Origin of the sequence: Gracilibacillus timonensis, from assembly GCF_900086715.1 — a bacterium.
GTDB lineage: Bacteria > Bacillota > Bacilli > Bacillales > Amphibacillaceae > Gracilibacillus > Gracilibacillus timonensis.
Genome location: NZ_FLKH01000012.1, coordinates 559,414 through 581,287 on the forward strand (window position 1 = coordinate 559,414; position 21,874 = coordinate 581,287).

Sequence of the window (21,874 nt, forward strand, 5' to 3'; positions counted from 1 at the left end):
TTCTTTAACCATCATAAAAAAGACCCCTTATCTTTTACGATAAGAAGCCTTCCTTGTCTTTAGCAAAATTGATCATAGCTATTCGTTAATTGCTGGATAATATCTTCTACTTCAGCCCCTTCAATCTGCTCGCGAGGGATAAAGTGTTGTAATTCTCCATCTTTGATAATGGCCATGGAAGGGGAAGATGGTTCCACACCTTCAAAATATTCACGCATTTTGTTGGTTGCTTCACGATCTTGTCCCGCAAAAACGGTGACCAGTTGTTCTGGTTTTTTATTATGTGCTAATGACCGTACGGCTGCCGGACGAGCCAGACCAGCTGCACAACCACATACAGAGTTAACGACAACTAGTGCCGTACCTTGGTTGCTATCCATAAACTGTTCTACTGCTTCAGGCGTGTTTAGTTCGTTAAAACCAGCCGTCGTCAGTTCATCTCTCATACCTTGCGTAATTTCTCTCATATATTCTTCGTATGCATTCATCTACAAACCTCCTCTATATAATACCTTCTTTATATAGTAACAAACTTTTTATATCGATGGCGACTGTTTTGTTTGTTCATCTGTTAACTCTATCTCTATCCAACCTCTTAATCCGTTAATAAACCATATTTTTTCATAATCAGCTAGTTCTTGTAAGGCAATGCTCTTTTCTATCAAAAGATCTTGATCGATAAGCTTTTCACGCAGGGTGCCGGGCAATAATCCATCGGTTACAGGAGGTGTATAATAGCGGCCCTCTTTTTCGACTACGAGATTACCTGTAGTGAATTCAGTCGCTTGTTCTTTTGTATTCCATAATAACGAAGTAAAGGTCTTTTCTGGTTTTTCACGATCGACCGTTTCATATAATCCTCGATTGGTTGTTTTATGATAGAGGTAACGATCGTCTGGGTTAATCGCGTAAGGTGCAATTACAGCTAATTGTTGTCGATCACTAGCTGGTAGTTCTGTTATGGAAAGGTTGGTCTGATGCTGATGTATAAGTCTTACCTTATACTGGCCGTTTGGATACTGTTGCGCTAACTGTGTTAACTTGTCCTGAATCTCTTCACGATTAAATCGATAGGCAAAATAGGTACAGGATTGTTTTAAACGTGCTAGATGATAAGGAAGTAATGGGTAACTTCCATTATCTAGTCTCATCGTTTCAATTAACGCATAATTCGTATAAGGTTGCAGCACCTTAGTTTTTTGATAGAGTTCATCATACTCTTCATCGATATTCGAATCCCAGGTGATGCCACTGCCCGTGCCATATGTAGCTTGTTGTCTGTCTATTAAAACCGTGCGAATAGGAACATTAAAAATGGCTTTACGCTCTGGTGTAATAAAGCCGATAGCACCACAATAGATATTCCTAGGTTCTGTTTCTAATTTCTCTATTAGTTTCATTGTTTCTATCTTTGGCGCACCAGTAATGGAACCACATGGAAACAAAGCTTTAAACCAATCAAACATGCGATTCGTAGCTAAAGTCGCTGTGATAGTAGAAGTCATTTGGTGTACGGTCGGATAGGTTTCTACGTCAAATAGTTTATTCACCTTAACACTGCCAACCTTAGCAATTCGGCCAACGTCATTACGAAGCAAATCGACGATCATTCGATTCTCTGCTCGATCTTTTTCCGATTGCAAAAGTTCTTGTTTAAGCAGTTCATCCTCTTGCGATGTATTCCCTCGCTTTCTCGTTCCTTTCATCGGTTTGGTAGTGATTATCCCACTCTCTACACGAAAAAATAATTCCGGGGACGCCGATAAAATTTGAAACTCCTCCAAATCTAAAAAAGCGCAATAGGAAGCAGCTTGATTGTCCCGCAGCTGTTGATAGAGACAGTATGGATTACCAGTGAAATCAGCATGCAACCGAGTTGTATAGTTTACTTGATAGCTATTACCAGCAGCGATCGCTTCTTTAATTTTATTAATATGTTCACGGTAGGTGGAGTAATTTGTGGCACTATTCCAATCTGTCAGGGAATAGCCTGTCTCCTTATCTGCTGTATCTCCCACGATAGGCTGATCAAAAGCAGCAAACCATAATAGTGGGATAGAAGCATTTGGAGATACAGCATAGTTTGCATCAAAGGCAGGGGCCGCTTCATAAGCGAGATAACCAGCTATATAGTAACCTTGATCAACAGCCTTCTCTAGCTGGTGAATCAGTTCTTCGATCTCGTCTATCTTATATGTTTTCCAAATTTTTGCTGGATGCTGGAACTGATAGGTTTGTTTCTCAAAATCAAATTGTAACAAGATATCTGACAAAATCGTTCCTCCTTTTGCTGTCTTATCCTACTGCTTATTATAGCGTATGTTGGTCGGTTATACGATAGTTGTGTAAAATTGACTGTTACCATGATATTAGATTATGGGTTACGATAGGAAAGAAGTACTTCAAACAGAAGTTATATAAGTTGAACTTATAAATGTAACAAAAACGTGTTACAAGTAAGTCTTTGCTTGCATTATTTCCTGATAATACCTTGTTTGATCCATTCGTGTGCATGGTAATTCATACCGCGTAAACGGATCAAAGGCACCTATCAGATCAATCAAAATTTATTTAACTCAACTTATATATTAAAAAATATTTGAAATAGCTCCTTTTTTATTTGGGCTTAATATAGTAAAATAAACATAGGGCAAAATAGTCATTAAGGATAAATGATAAAGGCCAATTAAATGATCAAATATTCAGTTAGGAAGAGATCCCTGTTGAATAAAGCTTCACTTAATGAAAGGGAAAGTAATGAGGGGTTGTTTAATGTATCCAGTTTCTTTCATAAGTCTTTATGGCTAAAAATGAAATGTGTTATAATAAGGGGGTATTATATGTCAGCTGTTATAGGCTTGTCAGCTAATATGATAATTAAAGAACTTTACAATGGATCGGTGAAGACGATTCAAAATATAATAAAGACAGAGCAGCATTTTGCAGCGCCTCAATTAACTACTAAGTCAATTGAGGTAAAGTATGGCGTGCTAATCGGATATAATGGCAATTTCAAAGGAGATTTGGTCATTCAAGCAGATCCTTCTGTTTTTCGTGAAATTGGGGGGTTACTGTATGGTATGTCGCTTCCAGATGAAATGCTGGACTCCTTCTCAGGCGAGCTAGGCAATATGCTGGCGGGAGGATTGTCTACCCACTTAGCAAATGCAGGCATTGAAACGGATATTACACATCCTACCATCATGAATGGGGTGACACAATTATCTGGTTTCAAGCGCGCGTTAGAGGTAATGATTCAATACGAGGATATTGGTAATATGAAGATGTCGATCTTATTAAATGATGAAACAGGCAGGTGATAGAAAATGGTACAAGACATCGTAACGAAAACGATTATTTTTAAACTAGATCAGCAAGAATTTGGCGCTAGTATCGCACAAATCAGATCGATTGAGCGTTTAGAAGAAATTGTTCCCATTCCGCAAACCTCCGAATTTATTAAAGGTATTATTAATTTGCGTGGTAGTGTAACTCCTATTATTGATTTGCGAACAAGACTAGGGTTAGAGCAAACGGAAACAGATGATCAGACAAGAATATTAATTGCTAATGTAAGAGATGTGCAGGTTGGCTTTATTGTGGACGAGGCGACCGATGTGTTGGATATTGATACAGAAAGAATTGATGAGGCACCTGAGTTGGTTCAACATATTGATTACCGCTATTTAAAAGGTGTGGCCAAAATAGAAGATCGAGGTATGATATTACTGCTGGATCTTGATCAAGTATTAACTGTCCAGGAAGCAGATGAAGTACAGCAAGTTGTAGAGGACTAGAGAAGTAAATCTCCAGAGGAAACATTCAAACGAAGAACTGTTATCAGCAGATCTTCGTTTTTGTTATGAAATCTCAACTATTATGGTTGTCTCGTTTGTTCAGGGAGACAAGCTCATCACTTGGTATCATAACGAACGGAAGCAGAAGCAGTTTGTAGTTTCTTTTGTATCATTTGAACATAAGGCCTAGCGAATTGAATCACGATGCCGCTGGTTAAGGCGTTAAGCAAAGTACCTACCCCAACATCCCCATGAAAGAACAAGGCGATGATAACAAGGACCACACTAATAATGGCCCTGGATCTGCCAAGCGACCAATTTGTTTTATCGGTTAATATCACCATTGATCGGTCCATTGGGTTTGGAGCAAAACTAGATTCAAGATAAATAGCAATACCTATTCCTGATAAGACGATACCGAGTATTAATACCAGCGATTGTCCGAATAATTGAGACATTTCTAACCATGGTCGTTGAATGACAAGCCATGTATCGATCCCAATACCTGTAATGAAAGAGGTTAAAAGGGCAGTCAATTCCGGTCTTTGCTTGACAGCAATGGCATTAGCTACGACAATCGTGAAACCGACAACAATTTCCCAACTTCCGATAGATAGTCCGAACGTTCGATATAATCCCACTAATAAAGCGTCGAATGGGGAAGCCCCTAACTGGGATTGAATCGTAAGGGAAATACCAAGTGTTAAAATGATTAGGCCCAATAAATAGGTGGCAAAGTTTTTACTCCATTGTTGCATAAGCATCCCCTCAATAATTTCTGAATTTCACTCCTATATGACTATACCAAACTATCCTTCTTTTGGCTATGTATTGATTTTCGATGTAACTACTCTCCATTTCCAAGTGAATTAGTGGTAATAATTCATGATTTTAGCTATCATTAATTTATGAGAAAGGAATACGAAGGAGGTAGGATCATGCATTTTTCTAATCAGTTTATTCAAACAGAACGTCAAGAGCTATTATATAAGCGAGCGGCCGAATTAGCAGATAAGGTAAGACAACGTAGAAAACAAGGCGATCAAACGGCTACGTTACCACGTGAAAATTTGACAGATTTAAAGAAGAGTCATTATTTATCATTGACCTTACCAGCAGCCTATCATGGAGACGATATATCACTGTATGAATTTTTATTGTTGCAAGAGAAGCTAGCAGAAGGAGATGGGGCAACTGCCCTTTCGGTAGGATGGCACTTAAGTGGTATTAAGCAGATTTTTGAAGAAAATCAATGGGAGCAAATTGACCTGGACTATTTGGCAAAAGAAATTGGAGATAACCAGAAGCTGATCAATCGCTGCAATACGGAGCCTGCAACAGGAAGTCCGACAAGAGGCGGAATGCCAGAAACGAGAGCCATTCCTGATGGAGAAGATTACATCATCAGCGGGAGAAAAAGCTTTGCAAGTATGGCGGAAGTATTGGATTATTACATTATTAGTGCTTATGTTGAGGATAAAGAGGCAGTAGGAGCGATTCTAGTCCCTAGCGACTTAGCGGGCATTAGCGTGGACAAAACTTGGGATACGCTTGGCATGAGAGGAACCGGTAGCGATGACCTGGTCTTTGATCATGTACGGGTATCGAAGGCTCACGTTGTGGAATTAAATGACAAACCTAGCAAACCAAAACCAAATGGCTGGTTATTACATATTCCAGCATGTTATTTGGGTATCGCGATCGCAGCACGTAATGATGCGATCGAATTTGCAAAAAGCTTTCAACCAAATAGTTTAAACAAACCCATTGCAGAAGTAGAACATATTCAGCAAAAAATTGGTGAAATGGACTTGAAATTATTACAGGCTCGCCATTTTATGTACAGTGTAGCCGAGAAATGGGATAAATACCCGGATCGTCGCGGGGAGTTAATGAATGCATTGGGCGCTGTAAAATGGACGGCAACCAACCATGCAAACGATGTAGTGGACTTGGCAATGCGTATTGTTGGTGGTAGAGGACTATCCAAACAGCTACCTTTTGAACAATACTATCGAGATGTGCGGGCAGGCTTACACAATCCGCCGATGGACGATATGGTGATCTCTTTATTGGCCAAAAATGCCCTGTCCTAAAACGACGGTCTCCAGGTTGATGGATACAATCTGGAGACTTAGACAGTGTAAAATGGGAAGCTGCTTCCAGTAATACCTTCCTATAAAAAAGCCAACCGCAGAAGCTGTTGACCTTTTTAAATATGTTTGATTATTTTATTATTGACAAGCAGGACAGTATCCGTATATTTCAAACTTGTGATCGGCGATATCGAATTGCTGCAACTCTTGGGTGATTTGCTCCATTGGGCAAAAACGGATTTCTTTGGTTATTCCGCATTTTTTACAGATGAAATGATGGTGATGTTCTTGTCCACATTTGAGTCGGAAATGTTTTTCACCACTTAACTCCGTTGCTTCAAGAATCCCTAAATCCACAAATAAATGAAGGTTACGATAAATAGTATCAAAGCTAATCCCTTTATAATGAGGTTCCATATTTTCCAATAGATCTTTTGCGGTTCGATAGCGGTTCTCTTTAGCAAAAAAGTCAATGATATGCTTCCGTTTATCAGTGAATTTATAACCTTTTTCCTTTAAGGTGGTTAATGCTTCTTGTGTGTCCATCCTATATTCACCCCCATTTATATGCACTGCTAGCCATTACGTAGTTTCGAGATTAGATAACACGATGACAATCGCTCCTCCATCGAACGATAGTCACTCTATATATTATCGCATAAATCAGCATTTATTTAAATTCCTTTGCACAAATCGAGTTTCGATGAGCATTCCTCTTCTATATTTATTGTATTGTAATCATTACGATTTGTAAAATAGTCTGCAATGTTTCATCAATAAAGGTTGTCGTTTCGACGAGAATACCAATCTTATCCTTATCGTAAAAACATTTATATAAGTGGAACTTAATTTCCTGATAATACCTCGTTTGATCTATTTATGTGAATGGTTATCTCATCTTACTGCGTAAATGAACCAAGAGCACCTATCCGATCCATGAGAAATTATTTCATTCAACTTATTTAGATTATTTGTTTTTATTCCTGCTTTTGGTTAAAATATGATCAATAGGTTGTTTTTAAAGGAGGATTAGAATGACTCTACAATTTTATTGGTATCCAAAGTGTGGTACTTGTCAAAAAGCAAAGAAATGGCTGGATGAACATGATATTTCGTATGAAGCGATACATATAGTAGAACAGCCGCCCAGTGAAGCGAAACTGAAAGAGGTAGTATCCAAGAGTGGGCTGGAGGCAAGGAAATTATTTAATACGAGCGGTAAAAAGTATCGTGAACTTGGTCTGAAAGATAAAGTAAAGGATATGCAAGAAGACGAAATACTTGCTCAATTAGCCTCAGATGGTATGTTGATTAAACGCCCGCTAACCATTGGGGAGAAACAAGCTACGGTTGGTTTTAAACAAACGGAATATGCCGAAACCTGGGAATAGTAGAAGGAGGATGTACCAATGAGTATACCAGATAATTTATTATATTCGAAAGAGCATGAATGGATAGAAAGAGACGGCAATCAGGTGAAGATTGGCGTGACAGATCATGCACAAGCCGAATTAGGAGACATTGTATTTATTGAACTTCCCGAGACAGGAGATGAGGTAAAAGCCGGTGAACCTTTTGGCAGTGCAGAATCGGTAAAAACTGTTTCGGAGATTTATGCCCCTGTGACAGGTAAAGTCGTAGCGGTTAACGATCATTTGGATGACAATCCTGAATTAATTAATGAGTCTCCATATGATCAAGCATGGATGATCATAGTAGAAGTAGAAGATGAAAAAGAACTGGAAACATTATTGTCTGCGGATGAATATGATAATTTAATACATGAGGCATAATAAAGATAATGGCATTCGCTTGAGCGAGTGCTATCTTTATATTTTCCTTTGCTTCGTTCGGTCATAATGCATGGGATCTGTTCCATAGAATACATTAACGACCTTTCGTGAAATGTACCTTGGATGAAGTGGGTGAGCCGGTTGTCATTAATGGAGAATAAATTAATTATTGTAGAAGGAAGAACCGACAAGGAAAAAGTAGCAAGAATCGTGAATGAGGAAGTGGACATTGTCTGTACCAATGGCACGATCAATGTCGAGCGTCTGGAAGATCTGATCGAATCATTTGAAATGGATGAACGAGACGTGTATATTTTGGTGGACGAGGATGCGGCAGGTAAAAAGCTCAGGAAACAATTAACCAAAGAATTGCCGCATGCAGTGCATATTTATGTGGATAAATCGTATCGAGAGGTTGCGGCAACTCCAGAGCCAGAACTATCTGTTGCCTTATTAGCAGCACATATACAGATTAACCCAATGTACTTATCATGATTGAAGGTGATGTTTTTGAAGGAAGTAACCGAGCAAGTAATGGAACAGGAGCTGCAAGCTGGTCAAATCGCCATGGTTTTTGTGCATACACCTTTTTGTGCTACTTGTCAGCTGGCTGAAAGAATGCTTTATATATTGGAAGAAGCAGAGCAGGAAGAATGTTTTTATCGGCTGAATGCCTCTTTTTTTCCTGATTTTATGGAACAACAACAGATTTCTAGCGTGCCTGCATTGCTGTTGCTGCAAGAAGGTGTGGTTGTCGAACAAATATATGCTTTTGAATCGGTAACGAATATGTTTCATGTATTAGAAAGATGGCGGCAAAAACAGAGCATTTCCTTTTAAACAACCGCAAAAAAGAAGGATTTTAAATGATTGCTATTCTGACCACGCTATTTAAGCTTCAGTTGGCCTCAGTAGCTTCAAATCTAGACTGAATCGGTTTTGCTATGTTGTTAGAAGATGTTACAATGTTCATTGTAGAAATAAGAAAGGATTGATTTATTATTAATGACCAACAGGTAAATCTTAATTATACGCCAGACATGGAGAAAGCTATGCAGCAAACTCATGGCGTAGGTTATGCAGAGTATTGCCGTAAATTGGATCAACGTTTAGCAGTGGAAAAAGAGCGTGAAGAAAGCTATAAGCAAGGAAAAGATGTTATTAAGGATGTAGAACATTTAGTTCACAGATAAAAGCATAGACATGAAATAAGCAGTTATCTCATAAATGGGGATAGCTGCTTTTTAACATGATAAAATAGTAATATGCCCTAATAAGCTATATCCCACTTGATTTCAATCTAACAGCTCCCAGGAGCTACTGGCGATTATTTCATATCATTCAAAAATTCAGTACATGTTAAGGAATAAACCAAGAGGCAGTCTGTAAAAATCGAACGGTTTATGGTGACTGACTCTCAACGAAGGTACAATCTTTCGATAAAAGCCTTCAAGGTATGATATAATCATAAACGTGAGCTTTGAAAATGTAACAGTAAATGGTTGATAATAGTTTCTAAATAGTATAAGATTATAATGAGAATAAAGTGAGAATGAATGTAATTCCACTTCAATTTTATCATTATATCGTTTTGGAGGTATTAGATATGGCAAATTCTACATTAGAAATTAAGGATCTTCATGTCGAAATCGAAGGTCAGGAAATATTAAAGGGTGTAAACCTAACTATCAATGGCGGAGAGTTCCATGCAGTAATGGGACCAAATGGTACAGGTAAGTCTACCTTGGCTTCAGCTATCATGGGACACCCTAAGTATGAAGTAACCCAAGGACAAGTTTTACTTGACGGTGAAGATGTATTGGAAATGGAAGTAGATGAACGTGCAAAGGCTGGTTTGTTCTTGGCTATGCAATATCCAAGTGAAATTAGCGGGGTAACTACCTCTGATTTCTTGCGTTCTTCCATTAACGCTCAACGTGAAGAAGGCGATGAAATTTCTTTAATGAAATTCATTAAAGAAATGGATGAAGCAATGGATTACCTTGAAATAGATAAAAACATGGCTCAGCGTTATTTGAACGAAGGCTTCTCCGGCGGGGAAAAGAAACGTAATGAGATTCTTCAACTGATGATGATTAAACCGGAAATTGCCATTCTTGATGAAATTGACTCGGGTCTTGATATTGACGCATTGAAGGTAGTTTCTAAAGGTATTAACAAATTACGTGATGAGTCTTTCGGCTGTCTTATCATCACCCACTATCAACGTTTGCTTGATTACATCACCCCAGATAAGGTGCATGTGATGATGCAAGGACAGGTTGTGAAATCAGGTGGTCCTGAATTAGCACAACGATTGGAAGCAGAAGGTTATGACTGGATTAAGCAAGAACTCGGAATTGAAGATGAAACAGTAGGACAAAAAGCGTAAGGTAGGAGGTATCATATGACTGTGGAAACTAAACTTCCCTATGATCAGGACTATATCCGATCATTTTCAGAGAATAGAAATGAACCAGAATGGATGAAAGAACTGCGATTACAAGCCCTTGAATCGGCAGCTGGATTGGATATGCCAAAACCAGATAAAACAAGCCTTAAACGTTGGAATTTCGATGATTATAAACATGATGTAGCTGGAGAAACGATTACATCCTTCCAAGAACTTCCGTCTGATATCCAGGTGTTCTTAGATATGGAAAATCAACATCAGAATATTGTGATTCAGCGTAATCAATCCATTGCGTATCAATCATTAACCGATGAATTAGCCGAAAAAGGTGTTATCCTAACCGATATGCAAACGGCTTTGACAGAGTATAGTGAATTGGTACAGCGTTATTACATGAAAGACGCTGTGCAGGTGGATGAAAATAAAATGACGGCCTTACATGCGGCCTTAATGAATGGTGGTGTCTTCGTTTATGTACCAAAAAATGTACAAATTGAAGAACCATTACAGGCTGTTTTCTGGCAAGAAGACCCAGAAGCGGCTACTTTTAATCATGTGATTGTAGTAGCGGAAGCCAATAGCTCGTTAACGTATGTAGAAAACTATATCTCACAGAATAAAGAAGAGCATGCTGTAGCAAATATTGTGACGGAAGTAGTGGCTCACGATAATGCGAGTGTCAATTTCGGTTCAGTCGATAATTTTGCGGCAGGTACGACCGTCTATATTAACCGCAGAGGTGTTGCTTACCGTGACGCAAGGATTGAATGGAATCTTGGTCAAATGAATGACGGTAACACCGTTTCAGAGAATATTACCCATTTGCTTGGTGATAATTCCTATTCTTACGCAAAGACTGTTGCTGTTGGGCGTGGCAATCAAATTCAAAATTATACAGCGAAAATTGTCAATTTCGGTAAACAAAGTGAAGGTTTTATTTTGCAGCATGGTGTGATGAAGGATAATGCTTCAGCTATCTTTAATGGCATTGGTAAAATTGAACACGGTGCTTCTAAGGCAAATGCAGAGCAAGAATCAAGAGTATTGATGCTAAGTAAAGGTGCACGTGGCGATGCAAACCCAATTCTTTTAATTGATGAGGATGACGTCATGGCAGGTCACGCCGCTTCTGTAGGACGAGTGGATCCCGTTCAGCTTTATTATTTAATGAGCCGTGGTATTTCTCAACAAGAGGCAGAGCGTTTAATCATTCATGGTTTTCTTGCACCGGTAGTATCAGAAATACCAATTACGGCCGTACGCAATCAACTGACAGAGGTTATTGAAGGGAAAGTTTATTAATGGATATTCAAGCTATTCGTCAACAGTTCCCTATCCTGGATCAGGAAGTAAATGGTCATCCATTGGTCTATTTGGATTCAGCAGCCACCTCACAGAAGCCACTAAATGTGATAGAGGCGCTGGAGGCTTACTATAAGAATGACAATTCCAATGTACACCGTGGCGTTCATACCCTTGGTTCACGGGCGACGGATCAATATGAAGGCGCCCGTGAGAAGGTAAGACAGTTTATCCATGCCGGTTCTACCGAAGAAGTTATCTTTACGCGTGGAACCACTGCTTCCATCAATACAGTAGCATATGGATATGCTCGTCTATTCCTAAAACCGGGTGATGAGATTGCACTAACTCAGATGGAGCATCATAGCAATATTATTCCATGGCAACAAGTAGCCAAGGCAACTGGAGCAAAACTCGTGTATATTCCGATGGAGTCGGATGGTACGATTACACTCGATTCGGTACGGAATACCTTGACCAATCGGACGAAACTCGTAGCTGTTACGCACATTTCTAATGTGCTAGGCACGATTAATCCAGTCAAGGAAATCACCTCTATTGCCCATGAAAAAGGAGCCGTTGTCGTGATAGATGGTGCCCAAGGTGTACCTCATATGAAAGTGGATGTTACAGATATAGACTGTGATTTTTATGCCTTTTCGGGACATAAAATGTGTGGACCTACCGGCATCGGTGTCCTGTATGGAAAAAAAGAGTTGCTTGAAAAAATGGATCCAGTAGAATTTGGCGGAGAAATGATTGACTTTGTTGATTTGTACGATGCCACGTGGAAGGACCTTCCTTGGAAATTTGAAGGAGGGACACCGATTATTGCAGGTGCCATTGGATTAGCTGCGGCGATCGATTTTCTTGATGAAGTTGGTATGGAGAATGTGCTGGCACATGAGCAGAAGCTTGTGCACTATGCACAAGAGCAGCTTTCAGCAATCGATGGACTGCGTATTTTTGGGCCGGAACGTCGTGGAGGTTTGTTGACTTTTAATATTGATCAAGTACATCCACATGATACGGCAACTGTCCTCGATGCTGAAGGTGTCGCTGTTCGGGCGGGTCATCACTGTGCGCAGCCTTTAATGAAATGGCTGGATGTGACAGCTACTGCACGAGCAAGCTTTTATCTATACAACAATGAACAGGATGTTGATCGCTTAGTAGATGGAATAAAGCGAGCGAAGGAGTATTTCGGCGATGTCTTTTGATAATTTAGATACATTGTACCGACAAGTAATTATGGATCATTATAAGAATCCGCGTAACCGTGGAACTTTAGCGGATGAATCTGTTACAATAGATATGAACAACCCCACATGCGGTGATCGCATAGAATTGCATTTACGCATAGAAGGTGGCATGGTGCAAGAGGCCAAATTTGAAGGGGAAGGTTGTTCAATAAGCATGTCATCAGCTTCGATGATGACGCAAGCAGTAAAAGGGAAAACATTAGACGAAGCAGTGGAAATGTCTACGGTTTTCTCGAAGATGATGTTAGGTGAAGAACTGGATGACGTGGATGTTGATTTGGGAGATATCGAGGCATTGCAAGGTGTTTCTAAGTTTCCTGCAAGAATCAAGTGTGCAACATTAGCATGGAAGGCAATGGAGAAGGCCGCAGCCGCTAATGAAGAGGAAAAGCAAGAATAGTCAACGGAAATCCATTAATAGGAGGTAATCATATGGCTAAGCAAGCACCTGAAATAAGTGAATATAAATATGGCTTTCATGATAAGGATATCTCGATCTTTCGGACCGAAAAGGGGTTAACACGAAATATTGTTGAAGAGATTTCCCGAATGAAAGAAGAGCCAGAGTGGATGTTAAATAAACGCTTGAAGGCTTTGGATCAATTCTATAAAAAGCCAATGCCACAATGGGGTGGTGACCTTTCTGAACTAGATTTTGATGAAATTACGTATTACGTAAAACCGTCCGAACGTTCCGAGCGTTCTTGGGATGAAGTACCTGATGAAATCAAACAAACCTTTGATAAATTAGGTATACCAGAAGCGGAACAGAAATATCTAGCAGGTGTATCGGCTCAATACGAATCAGAAGTGGTTTACCACAACTTAAAAGAAGATTTAGAAGAATTGGGTATTGTCTTTAAAGATACCGATACAGCATTAAAGGAAAATGAAGACTTGTTTAAAGAATACTTTGGTAAGGTTATTCCGTCAGCAGATAATAAATTTGCGGCCTTGAATACGGCGGTATGGTCTGGTGGTTCTTTCATCTATGTACCAAAAGGCGTGAAAGCTGAAACACCATTGCAAGCCTACTTTCGAATTAATTCGGAAAACATGGGACAATTTGAGCGTACGCTTATTATTGTTGATGAAGGTGCATCAGTCCATTATGTAGAAGGTTGTACAGCGCCAACGTATACAACCAATTCCCTTCACAGTGCTGTTGTAGAAATCTTTGTTAAAAAGGACGCTTATTGCCGTTATACAACGATCCAAAACTGGGCAAACAATGTATATAACTTGGTAACCAAGCGTGCTACTTGTGACGCTAATGCAACAATGGAATGGATTGATGGGAACATTGGCTCTAAGCTGACGATGAAATACCCATCTATTCTTCTTACAGGAGAAGGTGCACGTGGAAACACGCTTTCCATTGCATTAGCAGGTAAAGGGCAACATCAGCATGCCGGAGCAAAAATGCACCATTTGGCGCCTAACACATCTTCAACGATCGTATCGAAGTCCATTTCAAAACAAGGTGGTAAAGTAACCTATCTTGGTATGGTTCACTTTGGACGTAAAGCAGATAATGCACGTTCCAATATCGAATGTGATACGTTAATTATGGATAACAAATCCACATCGGATACGATTCCTTACAACGAAATTTTAAACGAGAACATCTCGTTAGAACACGAAGCCAAAGTTTCTAAGGTATCGGAAGAGCAGTTATTCTACTTGATGAGCCGTGGTATTTCTGAACAAGAAGCAACCGAAATGATCGTAATGGGCTTTATTGAACCATTTACGAAAGAGTTGCCAATGGAATATGCGGTTGAGATGAATAGGCTCATATCCTTCGAAATGGAAGGAAGCATCGGATAAAAATAAAAAATAAAAAAGTGACTTCTGCGGAGGTCACTTTTTTTATTTTTCATAAAAGTATAACAGTCTTGGTATGATAGGGTGTGGACCGATTTTGACCTGGAACGAATCGCGATACCGATAAGTTGGATGATGTAACGTAACGAGTCCCTCTATGCCTTAGAGTAAAGTGGTCTACTTAATATCATCCCGCCTTATCGGTAGTCAGCATCTTCTTTTGATGATATAAGTGGAATGAAATAATTTCTCATGGATCGGATAGGCGCTCTTGATCCATTTATACGAATGGATCAAACTAAGTACACGTTTTTTAATTGCTTCTACGCTGGGTAATTCCACTTTCGTTAACGAATCATACTCCGCATTTTTTATATGTTCTTCTACCGCTGCCCTCCAGCTGCATGCATATTCCGTTACCAGTATTTTTTCTTGTTCATTCTTTTGAATGGAATTCTTTCATATGACTTCTTATCTTTTGTATAGTAGAGTTATGGTAAATCAACAAAAGGATTACACCTCATTTTCAAATTAATTGTGGAGGGATTAGATGAAGCAAATAGTATTAGCATTATTTATCTTCCTGTTTGCATCTGTGCTTGGAGCATGCAGCACGGAAGACGATGCGCCTGAAACGGAGGGCACCCAGGATGAATCTGTAACAGAAGCGCAGGATCAGGATGCAATAGAGGAAACAGATCATAACGAAGAGAGCGGGGAAGGGAATGGAGGGTTCTTGTGGAAGGTGGAATCTGGTGATACTGAAATGTACTTACAAGGGACAATTCATTTAGGCAATGATGATTTTTATCCACTGGACCCAGCGATTGAAGAAGCCTTTGATCGTGCGGATGTGGTATTGCCGGAGTTTAACTTGTTGGAAGAAACGCCTCCTCAACAAGAAATCATGGAATATGCCACATTCGAAGATGATACCACCTTGGACGAGGTGCTTCCAGAGGAGACCTATGCGGAGTTGGAGGGAATTCTTGAAAGCAATGGGATGGATGTAGAAGCCGTCAATGGATATCAACCATGGTTTGTAGAAATGACGCTGCTTCAATTTACCATTATGAGCAGTGATGTAAACGCACAAGACGCTGTGGATTTGTATTTTCTAGAAAAAGCAACGAAGGAAGGAAAAGAGATTGTTTCTTTAGAGAGTGCAGAAGAACAATACGAAATGCTCAGTGGATATTCGATGGAAACACAAATACAAACATTAGAGTTAGCGTTGGACGGCTATGAAAATGCTGCGGATGAAATGGAAGAGCTAGCTGATGCCTGGTTGGAGGGAGAGATCGAAATATTGTCCGATGCTGACAATGAAGCGGAAATTAATGATGAGTATATGGAAGAGTTAAATGATAAGCGCAATGTCGATATGGCAAATCGTCTTGATGAGATTTTGCAAGAAGATAATGGTCAAATTTATTTTGTGTTTGTCGGAACAGCCCATTTGACAGTGGATCCGAGTATATTGACGGAGCTGGAGGACAAGGGCTATGAAGTGGAGCGTGTGTATTAAACCGAATTGGCGACAGTGAGGTGCTTCATTTCGTAAGTGTATATAAGCTTGCGGATATTTTCTCATCCTATTTTCGTGGTAAACAAATAGGGGTGTTGAATGGTGTGTTTAAAAAAGGCTATTATCATAGCTATTTTGTCGCTTATTATCAATCTGGCAAATGTTTTAAATGCTGTATTTGGTGTTTGGTCCAAAACCGGATAACCTCTTTCTGAGAACGATTTGATCCTACGTTATGGCTCTTATAAGTTAACGATTTTCTCCTTTCGTTACCATCCTGTTTATGTACCAAGAATTCTTCATCCTTGCAGTAACGACCGTTGTGTACGTCTTTCTAGCGGAACCTATTCCCGTAGCGCTCGTCTAGTACAATCAAACGGTCAGACTCACTATATGAAAAAAATACCACTTCACATAATCCATCTTATCGGTAGTTCCGTATCTATTTTGAGTGGTTGGTAAAGGTCTCATACTATTTGGCTGATTAAGAAGAGAAGCGATATTTACTGGGAAATAAAGTATCTTTATCACGGTGCTTTAACACTTACTAGAAAAAATAATAGGTAAGGAGTAATAAAAATGAGTATAAAAGTGAAAAGAAACACGGGCATGCTGGGTGGCGCGATGAAGGTGTCATTGTCCGTAGATGGCCAGCAAACGAGTAAATTAAGCAATAATGAAGAATGCATCATTGATTCAACGAAGGATTCCACAAAGATTCAGGCGAAACAATCGTTTTTTGGAAGCCCAGAAAAAGAAGTAAAAGATCCAGTAAGGATAGAAATAAAAATAAATACAATGGCGGTGTTATTGTTTATTATTTCGCTGGCTTTTATCTTTATTGGGGGAATGATAAACCATGTGATTGTTATTGGAATAGGCTTAGTCAGTGTGATTGCGACCATGATTTATGGGGTTAAAAATTGGTTCGCTCTAGAAATAATGGAAGAGTGAGAAAGATACATAGACATTGTGCAAGTGTAAATGTTTTAAAATAAGCCAATTAGCACCAAATACCTTGTGGTGGCGAATAAATCCACTTTAATCTTGAAAAGACAAAAGATAGGTTGGCTGGTGTTTCGAAATCATAAGATAGAGAGGTATTGTAATGGTATGTAAGGCTGAATCAATCATTTATCCACTACCAGATGATATGTTACTGGCTGAAAAAGAAAGTAAATGGAGAATCCATTTGCCAGAAGCGTACAAAGAATTTATAAAAAAATATAACGGCGGCATTCCTATCAAAGATCGTTTTACTTGTCATAATCATCTTTATGCACTGGACAGGTTTTTGTGTATATTACAAGTTAGTGGAGAAAACGATGATGAGTATTACGATATAGGAGTAGTCCGAACACAATTAGATGAGAGAATCGTGTTTGATGAAAATGTAGTAGGTGCGGAATTGCTGCCAATACTTGCTTTATTTGCAGGTGACTTTGTTTGTTTAGACTATACCGACAATGTGGAAGAGCCAAGTGTATGCGTTTGGAGTCATGAGGCATCTTCCAATTTACAACCAGTAACGTATACGATAAGTAATAATTTTGCAGCGTTTCTAAATAGCTTGACAGCATAAATATTATTTGAAAACGCACAAAAATGGTTTTAAATGAATCAAGTAAAGCAATAAGTGCTTTTACCCATAAATAAGTGGACAATAATGAAAAGTTTGGAAGATAGTTTTTCAGAATTACAAAGTGATATGGTCGCTGCTGCTTTAGAATATGTTACGTCTGAAGCTGATATATTTGAGGCATGGCATAAGGAAATAAAACAGCAGATGGAAAATAAATGTGTGGGAAATCAATTATCCCAATCAATAGATGAATGAGATGGAAGAAGGAAAGAAAACATGCGTTTGCGTAAGTTAGAAGAAAAAGATTTTCAAGTGTTAAGAGGGCCTCTGGAATCTGGAAGGCAAAGCCCAAAAGCAAATAGTGGAACATTATTATTGGCCATACCTCTGGCGGTTTTCATGTATGTCATCCTTTATGTCGTATTAGGATGGGGGCAGGATTTTCCGTATCCTTATCAAAAACAGATATTGTTCGTCTGCTTCGCTATACAGGTTACTATGATTCTCTCATCTATCATTTTTGCTGTGCCTGTAGTGTATAAGAGGAATGAGAATCTGCAATATGCAGTATTTATCGTAGCGTCCCAAAATTTGTTTACCATCCCTGCTTATTTAATGACGATATTTATTGCTGCAGAGAGTAATGCTTCGAATAGCTCTTTACTCATCTTTACCTTTATTACGTTGTTATTAGGTGTTTTGGTATTTGTAGCAACTTGCGTGCGTTTTTCTATTCTGTTAAAAAAAGGCCAATACAGAAAAGGTTCAAAGAAGGATAAATCAAGAGTACATTTGGAAAAGAAGTCACTTATATCAATAGGCATCTTCGGTGGTTTAATGGCATTGTATATTATTCAATACATAGCCCGGCATTTTGATTATATTCAAGTGGATTCTATTTTCATCGCTGTGTTAGGTATGGGAATATTTTATACGATGATCTTTGTCTTGCAGGAGCAATTAGTCATCTTGTATTGCAAATATCGCTTCGATAGTTTTAATTTTGAACCAAGCGGAGAAATAAAACCATTTCGAGATGAAAATGAAAATATGGTAAGCTAACTATATCAACTTCTGCATACTAAAATAGACATGTACCCGTCGATATAGTTGGGTGAACTTGCTAGCCGTTGTTATACTTAATTTTTGATTAAACTTTGGATGTGTTTATGGCTGTGAGAAGGGGAATATTTCAAGTGTACGAGTGACCGCATTTTCACGTAATCGGAAGTAGAGAAATAACCTTCTTGTGTTATGTGATCAAACCGTTCATCATCTATATAACCTCAATCATGTTTTTTGGCATTCGTAAGCTCGACAACGTTGTCTTTTTATCCCTTGTTTGAAAGCCCGGTTTATCGTGAATTTGTATTATTAATTTAAGAAAAATATCTTCAAAAAATACTGTCGGAACTTGACTTTGTACAAATAAAAAATAAGCCCCCTATTATAAATCATTTGGAGAGTCCTATCTATTCACAAGCGTAATTTCATTTATTATATATGTGCGTCGGATACATCACTGCTTCCACTCGTTCCACATGTATACTCATGGGTGGGGGGGGGAGTTGTATACGTCCCATATTTGTAAGCGTCATTGTTTTTACTTTACCTGCGTGTTGAAACCCATAACGCATGGCCATATGTTTAATTGGTATAGGAACGAATCTTGCTGAAAGCCTTTTTTCTAATTTTACGTTATCGTAAATTTTATAAGCTAAGTGCTTCTTCGTTTTCAACACCGTCCATGGATTTATACCAATAGCAAAAATAAATGCTATTTACTATGCATATCGTCAACCTGGAAGTGAATTCAACCTCTGTAAATCAGTGCTAGCTATAATGAAAGATTCTCATACCAGCTTTCGAAGGTATGAGACCCGATTTTGTTTCACATATAAACGGGAATTATTAGTCTCTTTTTCAATTAACATCATCCATCACAAAGAAATATCTATCACTATAAAGTTTACACTTCCAGCTTCATATAAATACGCTCCTTAAACCCTTTAAAAGAAGAAAATCTCTCCTGCTTCCTTTCCATCTCGCTAAATCCCAGTTTGACATACATCTGATACGCTATTTTATTCGTATCGATCACTTCTAAAATAAAGTGATGATAAGCAGTATGGTATAAAACATGCTGAAATAAAGCTGTAGAAACTCCTTTTCCTCGAGCCTTTACAGAAGTGGCAACACATTCAATATATCCCGTACTATCTTTATACGGAAGTTTTTTATTAAAATCGTCTTTCATGAAGCGATAGCCCAAGTTCCCCTTCACAAGACCAAAGTGTCTTTTCAATATATTTCGATCAATGTTGAGTCCGCGCTCCTTATCATTAGAACAAGCAAGTATACCTACTATTTCTCTATTTAATAAAGCAAGATAGAAAACCTCTGGATTTATCATTTTTTGAAAAGCATCGACTAAGTTTTTACGGTCTTTTGAGAAAAAACCCAATTCTTTTTTATAACCATCCACAAACACTTCAGCGGCTTCTCTTCTTACGTCGCTGTCAAAATCCTTCATTTGCTTCACTTCAATGGCAGTCTTTTGCATTTTTTTCTCTCCTTCGCTGGATATCATACCAAGCTTGTAATTTTATTTGTTAATTATAAAACTATTATGGTTTTATTAGTTTTTTTAAAAAAATAAATCGAACTTTTTATTTTTTTTTAGAAATTAATCCATATAAGATGATATCTGTCATTTGCGATAAAGCTTCCGTAATGGAAATGTCATTTACGATATAGAACTGCTGATCTTGAGCAGTTTCAATTGCCCCTCTGATCATTTTTACAATCAAGGCAGGGTTTTTATTGACGATAATCCCTTCACGAATAGCTTGATCAATTAAAGTATTCATTTCATCCCAGTCTTTGGTGTACATTTTGGATAGTTTCTCCCATTGTTTTGGGAAAGAACGTTTAATTTGTTCTAATGTAGGGCGATCAACAAGTTCGATGTGAGTAGGTAAACTTATGATAACTTGTTTAATCTTCTCGGTTACTGGGATAGCATCGTTTTGCAAAATTAATTCGTTTCTCTTATCAACTTCAGAAAAAGAGTCTTCGATTAGTGCATCCAAAATATCTGCTTTAGATGAAAAATGCTCATATAACGTACGTTTACTAATACCTAAATGACGAGCAAGATCATCCATTGTAAATTTTATGCCACTTTTCTTTAATTCTTCCGCGAATCCTTGGATTATACGTTGTTCCATAATAACTTCCTTTCCGAAAACTAATTAAACCAATTTAGTTTTTTTGTTTCGAGTATTAGTATACCTGATAGATAACAGGGGTGCAAGTCACTTTTTAAGCATTTTTGATAGTGGAGATGAGTAGAAAACCACACAAGTCACTTTTTAGGTGTTTAGTAGGGTACATATCAATAATCAGAAAATGAAATAATGTATACTGAATGATCATACATTTATCATTGACTAATCGGTCATTCAATAGTAAGATGAAGACAAATAGTTAGCAAAAGCATAGGAGGAGATAGAAATGGATCTGCATTACGAAGTTGCTGGTAGTGGGCAACCGGTTATTTTACTTCACAGTGGGGGTGCTGATTTACGAGATTGGACGTTTATTGCTCCCCTTTTAGCCAAACATTATATGGTGGTTAGTTATGACGGCCGTGGAGCGGGAAAGTCACCAGATCCAACTGGTGATGTAAACTATGTGGAAGATTTGAAAGCGCTTCTGGATCACTTACAGATTCATAAGGCTGTGTTAGTCGGACATTCGATGGGAGGACAAGTGGCTACAGACTTTTCTTTGGAGTATCCCGAATATGTTTCCGCACTAATTGTTATCGCACCAGCATTAACTGGATTTGACTACTCTGCTGATTTCTTAGACTATATGAATAACATAAATGCGGTGGCACCGAATGTGGAAAAAATGATGGAAGTGTCACAAAGTGCAGCCTCCTATCGTGTCGTTCAAGCCAGCCCTCATAAAGAACTAGTAGATGAAATGCTGCGACATCATATCAAACGAACATTTCAGTGGCCAGGTTTTGAATTGATTTGGCCAGCTCCTCCGGCAGTGAAGCGGCTGAACGAATTGGTCGTTAACACGCTATTTATCATAGGTACGGAAGAATTACTCGATAATCTCCGTGTGGCTGATTATTTCCGGAAAGAAACAAATGCTCGGATCGTTGACATTTCTGGTGCAGATCATATGGTTCCCTTAACCCATTCAGAGGATTTATATCGCCATATAACAGAATTTTTGGAGGATTGATGACTGCT

25 protein-coding genes are annotated in these 21,874 nt (G+C 38.6%); 19 read left to right on the forward strand and 6 right to left on the reverse strand.

The features are described 5' to 3' along the window. Positions 1 to 59 precede the first annotated feature (59 nt). Together BN6556_RS13710 and pabB are read right to left on the reverse strand one after the other, a co-directional pair. Entirely contained in the window at positions 60 to 488 is a 429-nt protein-coding gene (locus BN6556_RS13710; RefSeq protein ID WP_066192473.1) for a BrxA/BrxB family bacilliredoxin, read from the reverse strand. 48 nt (positions 489 to 536) lie between these two features. Further along, positions 537 to 2,273, reverse strand: coding sequence for an aminodeoxychorismate synthase component I (pabB, locus tag BN6556_RS13715; RefSeq protein ID WP_066192476.1), 1,737 nt, complete (start codon positions 2,271 to 2,273; stop codon positions 537 to 539). Between the two features lie 567 nt (positions 2,274 to 2,840). Between pabB and BN6556_RS13720 the strand changes: the two genes are divergently transcribed. Both BN6556_RS13720 and BN6556_RS13725 read left to right on the forward strand, forming a co-directional pair. After that, positions 2,841 to 3,320 (forward strand): chemotaxis protein CheX, encoded by a 480-nt coding sequence (locus BN6556_RS13720; RefSeq protein WP_066192480.1) that lies wholly within the window; start codon positions 2,841 to 2,843, stop codon positions 3,318 to 3,320. Positions 3,321 to 3,326: 6 nt separating this feature from the next. Continuing rightward, positions 3,327 to 3,797: a chemotaxis protein CheW gene (locus BN6556_RS13725; protein ID WP_066192481.1), complete on the forward strand. Its 471-nt coding sequence runs from the start codon at positions 3,327 to 3,329 to the stop codon at positions 3,795 to 3,797. A gap of 116 nt (positions 3,798 to 3,913) precedes the next feature. Here the strand turns inward: BN6556_RS13725 and BN6556_RS13730 are convergent, their stop codons facing one another. Continuing rightward, entirely contained in the window at positions 3,914 to 4,555 is a 642-nt protein-coding gene (locus BN6556_RS13730; RefSeq protein WP_130859730.1) for a YczE/YyaS/YitT family protein, read from the reverse strand. A gap of 180 nt (positions 4,556 to 4,735) precedes the next feature. Here BN6556_RS13730 and BN6556_RS13735 point away from each other — a divergent pair, with 180 nt between their 5' ends. Continuing rightward, positions 4,736 to 5,893 carry an acyl-CoA dehydrogenase family protein gene (locus tag BN6556_RS13735; RefSeq protein ID WP_066192485.1) on the forward strand — a complete coding sequence of 386 codons (1,158 nt, stop codon included), beginning with the start codon at positions 4,736 to 4,738 and terminating at the stop codon, positions 5,891 to 5,893. A gap of 138 nt (positions 5,894 to 6,031) precedes the next feature. Here the strand turns inward: BN6556_RS13735 and BN6556_RS13740 are convergent, their stop codons facing one another. Further along, the gene (locus BN6556_RS13740) at positions 6,032 to 6,439 is read right to left on the reverse strand and encodes a Fur family transcriptional regulator (protein ID WP_066192487.1); all 408 of its coding nucleotides are present in this window, start codon (positions 6,437 to 6,439) and stop codon (positions 6,032 to 6,034) included. 488 nt (positions 6,440 to 6,927) lie between these two features. On the opposite strand from BN6556_RS13740, the gene BN6556_RS13745 reads away from it, so the two are divergent. From BN6556_RS13745 to BN6556_RS13805, 15 genes are all read left to right on the forward strand, one after another. Further along, positions 6,928 to 7,284: an arsenate reductase family protein gene (locus BN6556_RS13745; RefSeq protein WP_066192489.1), complete on the forward strand. Its 357-nt coding sequence runs from the start codon at positions 6,928 to 6,930 to the stop codon at positions 7,282 to 7,284. A gap of 18 nt (positions 7,285 to 7,302) precedes the next feature. Then, positions 7,303 to 7,686 carry a glycine cleavage system protein GcvH gene (gene gcvH, locus BN6556_RS13750; protein ID WP_066192491.1) on the forward strand — a complete coding sequence of 128 codons (384 nt, stop codon included), beginning with the start codon at positions 7,303 to 7,305 and terminating at the stop codon, positions 7,684 to 7,686. 141 nt (positions 7,687 to 7,827) lie between these two features. Further along, entirely contained in the window at positions 7,828 to 8,181 is a 354-nt protein-coding gene (locus tag BN6556_RS13755; protein ID WP_235817572.1) for a toprim domain-containing protein, read from the forward strand. A 15-nt stretch (positions 8,182 to 8,196) separates the two neighbouring features. Then, positions 8,197 to 8,526 carry a thioredoxin family protein gene (locus BN6556_RS13760; protein WP_066192493.1) on the forward strand — a complete coding sequence of 110 codons (330 nt, stop codon included), beginning with the start codon at positions 8,197 to 8,199 and terminating at the stop codon, positions 8,524 to 8,526. Positions 8,527 to 8,738: 212 nt separating this feature from the next. After that, positions 8,739 to 8,879 carry a hypothetical protein gene (locus BN6556_RS22310; protein WP_162840599.1) on the forward strand — a complete coding sequence of 47 codons (141 nt, stop codon included), beginning with the start codon at positions 8,739 to 8,741 and terminating at the stop codon, positions 8,877 to 8,879. Positions 8,880 to 9,292: 413 nt separating this feature from the next. Further along, positions 9,293 to 10,078 carry a Fe-S cluster assembly ATPase SufC gene (sufC, locus tag BN6556_RS13765; protein ID WP_066196387.1) on the forward strand — a complete coding sequence of 262 codons (786 nt, stop codon included), beginning with the start codon at positions 9,293 to 9,295 and terminating at the stop codon, positions 10,076 to 10,078. Between the two features lie 15 nt (positions 10,079 to 10,093). Next, positions 10,094 to 11,401 carry a Fe-S cluster assembly protein SufD gene (gene sufD / locus BN6556_RS13770; RefSeq protein WP_066192495.1) on the forward strand — a complete coding sequence of 436 codons (1,308 nt, stop codon included), beginning with the start codon at positions 10,094 to 10,096 and terminating at the stop codon, positions 11,399 to 11,401. Next, the gene (locus BN6556_RS13775; protein ID WP_066192497.1) at positions 11,401 to 12,621 is read left to right on the forward strand and encodes a cysteine desulfurase; all 1,221 of its coding nucleotides are present in this window, start codon (positions 11,401 to 11,403) and stop codon (positions 12,619 to 12,621) included. The genes sufD and BN6556_RS13775 overlap by 1 nt, the downstream gene beginning before the upstream one ends. Continuing rightward, complete coding sequence (sufU, locus tag BN6556_RS13780) at positions 12,611 to 13,063, forward strand: Fe-S cluster assembly sulfur transfer protein SufU (RefSeq protein ID WP_066192498.1); 453 nt, start codon at positions 12,611 to 12,613, stop codon at positions 13,061 to 13,063. Before BN6556_RS13775 ends, sufU begins: the two co-directional genes overlap by 11 nt. Positions 13,064 to 13,095: 32 nt before the next feature. Further along, positions 13,096 to 14,493: a Fe-S cluster assembly protein SufB gene (gene sufB / locus BN6556_RS13785; protein ID WP_066192499.1), complete on the forward strand. Its 1,398-nt coding sequence runs from the start codon at positions 13,096 to 13,098 to the stop codon at positions 14,491 to 14,493. Positions 14,494 to 15,040: 547 nt separating this feature from the next. Further along, the gene (locus BN6556_RS13790; protein WP_078060102.1) at positions 15,041 to 16,018 is read left to right on the forward strand and encodes a TraB/GumN family protein; all 978 of its coding nucleotides are present in this window, start codon (positions 15,041 to 15,043) and stop codon (positions 16,016 to 16,018) included. Between the two features lie 579 nt (positions 16,019 to 16,597). Next, positions 16,598 to 16,972 (forward strand): hypothetical protein, encoded by a 375-nt coding sequence (locus BN6556_RS13795; RefSeq protein WP_066192500.1) that lies wholly within the window; start codon positions 16,598 to 16,600, stop codon positions 16,970 to 16,972. 154 nt (positions 16,973 to 17,126) lie between these two features. Next, positions 17,127 to 17,600 carry an SMI1/KNR4 family protein gene (locus BN6556_RS13800; protein WP_066192502.1) on the forward strand — a complete coding sequence of 158 codons (474 nt, stop codon included), beginning with the start codon at positions 17,127 to 17,129 and terminating at the stop codon, positions 17,598 to 17,600. 84 nt (positions 17,601 to 17,684) lie between these two features. Continuing rightward, positions 17,685 to 17,855: a hypothetical protein gene (locus BN6556_RS22160; protein WP_161485712.1), complete on the forward strand. Its 171-nt coding sequence runs from the start codon at positions 17,685 to 17,687 to the stop codon at positions 17,853 to 17,855. A 21-nt stretch (positions 17,856 to 17,876) separates the two neighbouring features. Continuing rightward, positions 17,877 to 18,662, forward strand: a complete 786-nt coding sequence (locus BN6556_RS13805; RefSeq protein ID WP_066192505.1) for a hypothetical protein — start codon at positions 17,877 to 17,879, stop codon at positions 18,660 to 18,662. A 907-nt stretch (positions 18,663 to 19,569) separates the two neighbouring features. On the opposite strand, the gene BN6556_RS13810 is transcribed toward BN6556_RS13805, so the two are convergent. Together BN6556_RS13810 and BN6556_RS13815 are read right to left on the reverse strand one after the other, a co-directional pair. Beyond that, positions 19,570 to 20,163: a GNAT family N-acetyltransferase gene (locus BN6556_RS13810; protein WP_066192507.1), complete on the reverse strand. Its 594-nt coding sequence runs from the start codon at positions 20,161 to 20,163 to the stop codon at positions 19,570 to 19,572. A gap of 106 nt (positions 20,164 to 20,269) precedes the next feature. Next, positions 20,270 to 20,830, reverse strand: a complete 561-nt coding sequence (locus BN6556_RS13815; protein ID WP_066192510.1) for a TetR/AcrR family transcriptional regulator — start codon at positions 20,828 to 20,830, stop codon at positions 20,270 to 20,272. A 286-nt stretch (positions 20,831 to 21,116) separates the two neighbouring features. Between BN6556_RS13815 and BN6556_RS13820 the strand changes: the two genes are divergently transcribed. Further along, complete coding sequence (locus BN6556_RS13820; protein ID WP_066192512.1) at positions 21,117 to 21,866, forward strand: alpha/beta fold hydrolase; 750 nt, start codon at positions 21,117 to 21,119, stop codon at positions 21,864 to 21,866. Positions 21,867 to 21,874: the final 8 nt, after the last annotated feature.

Excerpts from the sequence above, each read along its gene's own strand:
- BN6556_RS13710 (WP_066192473.1), bottom strand. The coding sequence starts at position 488 with ATGAATGCATACGAAGAATATATGAGAGAAATTACGCAAGGTATGAGA.
- BN6556_RS13720 (WP_066192480.1), top strand. The coding sequence starts at position 2,841 with ATGTCAGCTGTTATAGGCTTGTCAGCTAATATGATAATTAAAGAACTT.
- BN6556_RS13725 (WP_066192481.1), top strand. The coding sequence starts at position 3,327 with ATGGTACAAGACATCGTAACGAAAACGATTATTTTTAAACTAGATCAG.
- BN6556_RS13730 (WP_130859730.1), bottom strand. The coding sequence starts at position 4,555 with ATGCAACAATGGAGTAAAAACTTTGCCACCTATTTATTGGGCCTAATC.
- BN6556_RS13735 (WP_066192485.1), top strand. The coding sequence starts at position 4,736 with ATGCATTTTTCTAATCAGTTTATTCAAACAGAACGTCAAGAGCTATTA.
- BN6556_RS13740 (WP_066192487.1), bottom strand. The coding sequence starts at position 6,439 with ATGGACACACAAGAAGCATTAACCACCTTAAAGGAAAAAGGTTATAAA.
- BN6556_RS13745 (WP_066192489.1), top strand. The coding sequence starts at position 6,928 with ATGACTCTACAATTTTATTGGTATCCAAAGTGTGGTACTTGTCAAAAA.
- gcvH (WP_066192491.1), top strand. The coding sequence starts at position 7,303 with ATGAGTATACCAGATAATTTATTATATTCGAAAGAGCATGAATGGATA.
- BN6556_RS22310 (WP_162840599.1), top strand. The coding sequence starts at position 8,739 with ATGCAGCAAACTCATGGCGTAGGTTATGCAGAGTATTGCCGTAAATTG.
- sufC (WP_066196387.1), top strand. The coding sequence starts at position 9,293 with ATGGCAAATTCTACATTAGAAATTAAGGATCTTCATGTCGAAATCGAA.
- sufD (WP_066192495.1), top strand. The coding sequence starts at position 10,094 with ATGACTGTGGAAACTAAACTTCCCTATGATCAGGACTATATCCGATCA.
- BN6556_RS13775 (WP_066192497.1), top strand. The coding sequence starts at position 11,401 with ATGGATATTCAAGCTATTCGTCAACAGTTCCCTATCCTGGATCAGGAA.
- sufU (WP_066192498.1), top strand. The coding sequence starts at position 12,611 with ATGTCTTTTGATAATTTAGATACATTGTACCGACAAGTAATTATGGAT.
- sufB (WP_066192499.1), top strand. The coding sequence starts at position 13,096 with ATGGCTAAGCAAGCACCTGAAATAAGTGAATATAAATATGGCTTTCAT.
- BN6556_RS13790 (WP_078060102.1), top strand. The coding sequence starts at position 15,041 with ATGAAGCAAATAGTATTAGCATTATTTATCTTCCTGTTTGCATCTGTG.
- BN6556_RS13795 (WP_066192500.1), top strand. The coding sequence starts at position 16,598 with ATGAGTATAAAAGTGAAAAGAAACACGGGCATGCTGGGTGGCGCGATG.
- BN6556_RS13800 (WP_066192502.1), top strand. The coding sequence starts at position 17,127 with ATGGTATGTAAGGCTGAATCAATCATTTATCCACTACCAGATGATATG.
- BN6556_RS22160 (WP_161485712.1), top strand. The coding sequence starts at position 17,685 with ATGAAAAGTTTGGAAGATAGTTTTTCAGAATTACAAAGTGATATGGTC.
- BN6556_RS13805 (WP_066192505.1), top strand. The coding sequence starts at position 17,877 with ATGCGTTTGCGTAAGTTAGAAGAAAAAGATTTTCAAGTGTTAAGAGGG.
- BN6556_RS13810 (WP_066192507.1), bottom strand. The coding sequence starts at position 20,163 with ATGCAAAAGACTGCCATTGAAGTGAAGCAAATGAAGGATTTTGACAGC.
- BN6556_RS13815 (WP_066192510.1), bottom strand. The coding sequence starts at position 20,830 with ATGGAACAACGTATAATCCAAGGATTCGCGGAAGAATTAAAGAAAAGT.
- BN6556_RS13820 (WP_066192512.1), top strand. The coding sequence starts at position 21,117 with ATGGATCTGCATTACGAAGTTGCTGGTAGTGGGCAACCGGTTATTTTA.